2 protein-coding genes and 1 pseudogene are annotated in these 2,438 nt (G+C 77.6%); 1 reads left to right on the plus strand and 2 read right to left on the minus strand.

All coding sequences use genetic code 11. The annotated features are described in order from the left end of the window. Position 1 precedes the first annotated feature (1 nt). The gene (locus ACTUAL_RS15800; RefSeq protein WP_440900795.1) at positions 2 to 547 is read left to right on the plus strand and encodes a DUF5655 domain-containing protein; all 546 of its coding nucleotides are present in this window, start codon (positions 2 to 4) and stop codon (positions 545 to 547) included. A gap of 18 nt (positions 548 to 565) precedes the next feature. Here ACTUAL_RS15800 and ACTUAL_RS15805 read toward each other — a convergent pair. Next, a pseudogene (locus tag ACTUAL_RS15805) lies at positions 566 to 1,486 on the minus strand (TAXI family TRAP transporter solute-binding subunit). Then, a partial coding sequence (locus tag ACTUAL_RS15810; protein ID WP_440900796.1) for a sensor histidine kinase occupies positions 1,483 to 2,438 on the minus strand: 956 nt, incomplete at its 5' end. The gene ACTUAL_RS15810 and the pseudogene ACTUAL_RS15805, both read right to left, overlap by 4 nt.

Consider the following 2,438-nt stretch of genomic DNA (forward strand, 5'->3'; position numbering starts at 1 on the left):
GGTGGCCGACTGGTCGGCCACCCTGCTGCGCAGGCAGACCGGGACCGGGGTCGTGGAGTGGAACCGGCGGGTCCTGGGGTGCGGTGAGGGCACCGAGGTCGGGGTTCGGCGGTGGCTGCGGGAGCGCGGGGTGCTCGGGTACCCGCAGCTGCTGCTGGTGATGGAGCGGTTCGGGCGGCCGGAACCGCTGGGCGGGGTCGCGTCGGGGGTGCTGGCGGCGCAGTACTCGGGGCGGCCCGAGCTGCGGCCGGTGCTGGAGCGGCTGGTCGCGGAGAGCGGGACGTTCGGGGCGCAGCACGTGCAGGTCCGGCGCACGCACGTGGCCCTGGTGACGCCCCGGCGGACCTACGCGGTGCTGCGGCCGGTGGGGCGGGACCGGGTGGACCTCGGGTTGAGGCTGGTCGGGCAGGAGCCGGTGGGGCGGCTGGCGGCCGTCGCGGTGTCCGGGAACGCGTCGTTGACCGTGCGGATCGTGGTGACCAGCGCGGACGAGGTCGACGGGGAGACCGTGGACTGGTTGCGGCGGGCTTATTCGGAGAACTGCTAGAGCCGCGCGTGGGGCTGGTCAGCCGTGCAGGTCGCGGTACGCGCTCGCCGCGCCGGGGTGCAGGGGGACGCCGGTGGTGGTGATCAGGCTGCGCACGTCCAGGAACTGCGCGCCCAGCGCTTGGTCGGGCACCAGTGACGAGGCCCGGCCCACGAGGGTGCGCGCGGTCGCGTCGGCGGTGGCGTCCGGCAGGTCGGGGCGGCACACCAGGAGGTTCGCCACGCCGATCGTGCGCACCTCGGCCGCCGCGCCGTAGACGCCCGCCGGGACGGTGACCTACTCGTAGTGGTCGCCGTCGCCGTCGCCGTCGCCGAGCGCGCGCAGCGCGGGGAGGGCGTCGGCCAGGGGGAGCAGGCGGACGCCGCCCAGGTCGGTCAGGGCCGGGGTGGGGACGCCGCCCGACCACAGCAGGGCGTCGATCCGGCCCGCCGCCAGCTCGCGGTCGGCGGTGCGGAACGGGAGGTGGTCCACGCGGGTGTCGCGGTGCAGGTCGAGGGCGGTGAACAGGCGATCGCCCGCGAGCGCCGCGCCCGAGCCCGCCGCGCCCAGCGACACCCGCAGGCCGCGCAGGTCGCCCGCGGTGCGGGCCGGGGAGCCTGCGGGGACGACCAGTTGCAGGTAGTTCTCGTAGACCCGGCCCAGCGCGCGCAGGTCCTGGGCCTCCCGCGCCTCCCGCGCCTCCTGGGCGGCGTCGGCCAGGGTCAGGGCCAGGTCGGCCTGGCGGGCGGCCAGCAGGCGGAGGTTGTCGCGGCTGCCCTCGGTGGGGCGCGGGGTCGCGGGGAACGGGAGCTGGGCGGCCAGGAGGGTGGCGAAGTCCAGGTAGAAGCCGCCCTCCTCGCCCGCGGCGACCACGATCGGGGCGGGCGGTGCGCTCGGGGCGCAGGTGACCAGCAGCGGGGTCACCGCGCAGGCCAGCAGGGCGGTGCGGCGGGTGGTCACAGCGGCGGCTCCAGGGGCAGCTCCACGCGGGCGCGCAGGCCGCCCGGCGAGGTGAGCAGCAACCGGCCGCCGCAGGCCTTGACCAGCTCGTGCGCGATCGCCAGGCCCAGGCCGGTGCCGGTCGCGTCGGTGTCGCCGCGCCAGAACCGGGTGGTGGCGCGCGGTAAGGACTCCTCGGGCAGGCCGGGGCCGTCGTCGTGGACCTCGAACCACGCCGTGCCCGCCGCGCGGTCCGCGCCCACCGCCACCCGCGCCGTCCCGCCGTGCTTGTCGGCGTTGTCCAGCAGCACGTCCAGGACCTGCGCCACGTCCTCCGCGCGGCACCTGGCCAGCACCGGGAGGGACGGGGGCGGCGGGGGTGGCGGGGTGCGCCAGGCGTCGGCGCGGTCGGCCACCACGGCGGTGACGTCGCAGAGCTCGTCGTGGTCGCCGTTCGCGGTCTCGGTGGTGCGGCTCTCTGCGGACGCGAGCGCCAGGAGGGCGTTCAGCATCGATTCGAGGCGGTCGGCCTCGGTCAGGGCCGCGGTGTGGGCGCGCTCGCCCCTGGGGCGGATGTTCGGGGACAGGGCGTCCAGGCGCAGGCGCAGGGCGGCCATGGGGTTGCGCAGGCGGTGGGAGGTGTCGGCGATGAGCCCGCGCTGGCGTTCGGCCGCCTCGCCGACGGTCTCGGCCATGCGGTTGAACAGCACGGCCAGCTCCCGCAGCTCCGGCGGTCCGCTCACCGCCGCGACCCTGGCGTTGCGGTGGCCCAGCGCCACCGCGCGCACCCCGGCCTCCAGCTCGGCGACCGGGCGCAGCAGCCAGCGGGTCGCGGCCACGACCAGCAGCACCGACCCGGCCGCCGCCGCCAGCGCGCCCAGGAGGACCCAGAGCCAGCGGCGGGTCACGTCGGCGGCGGCGCGGTCGACGTTGGCGCGCAGGACGACCGCCCCCTCCACGCGGGCGCCTGCGC

It is taken from the genome of Actinosynnema sp., assembly GCF_052038725.1.